The 456-nt window shown below is 49.3% G+C and carries 1 pseudogene; it reads right to left on the bottom strand.

From position 1 onward, the window contains the following. Positions 1 to 28 precede the first annotated feature (28 nt). Positions 29 to 456 (bottom strand): annotated as a pseudogene (locus tag ACTHTU_RS11295) (transposase); the annotation flags it as partial.

The following is a 456-nucleotide window of genomic DNA, read 5'->3' on the forward strand; positions in this document are numbered from 1 at the left end:
ATATAGAAGGTATATATCCTAACTAAATGTTATAGCCTTTGTCGGCATAGACGGTCGTACCTTTGGGCAGCCCTTCCAATAACGGCGACAGGTGTTTGCACTCATGGGCATTGGCGGGGGTAATGTGCAGTTTCTCGATATAGCCTTCCGCATCGGTACGGGTATGCTGTTTGTAAACGAGTTTGTAGAGGCCGTTTTTCTTCATCTAACGGGCATCGCTGTCTTTACTCGGTGTGGTTTGGCCGCTGACTTGTCCCTCCTCATCAACCTCTATGGCCTGGCGCTGTTTGCTACCAGCAGTCTGAATAATGGTGGCGTCAACGGCGGCGGCGGATGCTTTCTCTAATTTTAAGCCTTTTTCAGTCAGTTGGCGGTTAATCAGTTCCAGCAATTCGGATAGGGTATTATCTTGCGCCAGCCAATTGCGGTAACGGCACAAGGTGCTATAATCGGGGA

The sequence above is a fragment of the Neisseria sp. P0020.S005 genome, assembly GCF_051957055.1.
In the GTDB taxonomy this organism is placed as follows: domain Bacteria; phylum Pseudomonadota; class Gammaproteobacteria; order Burkholderiales; family Neisseriaceae; genus Neisseria; species Neisseria subflava_A.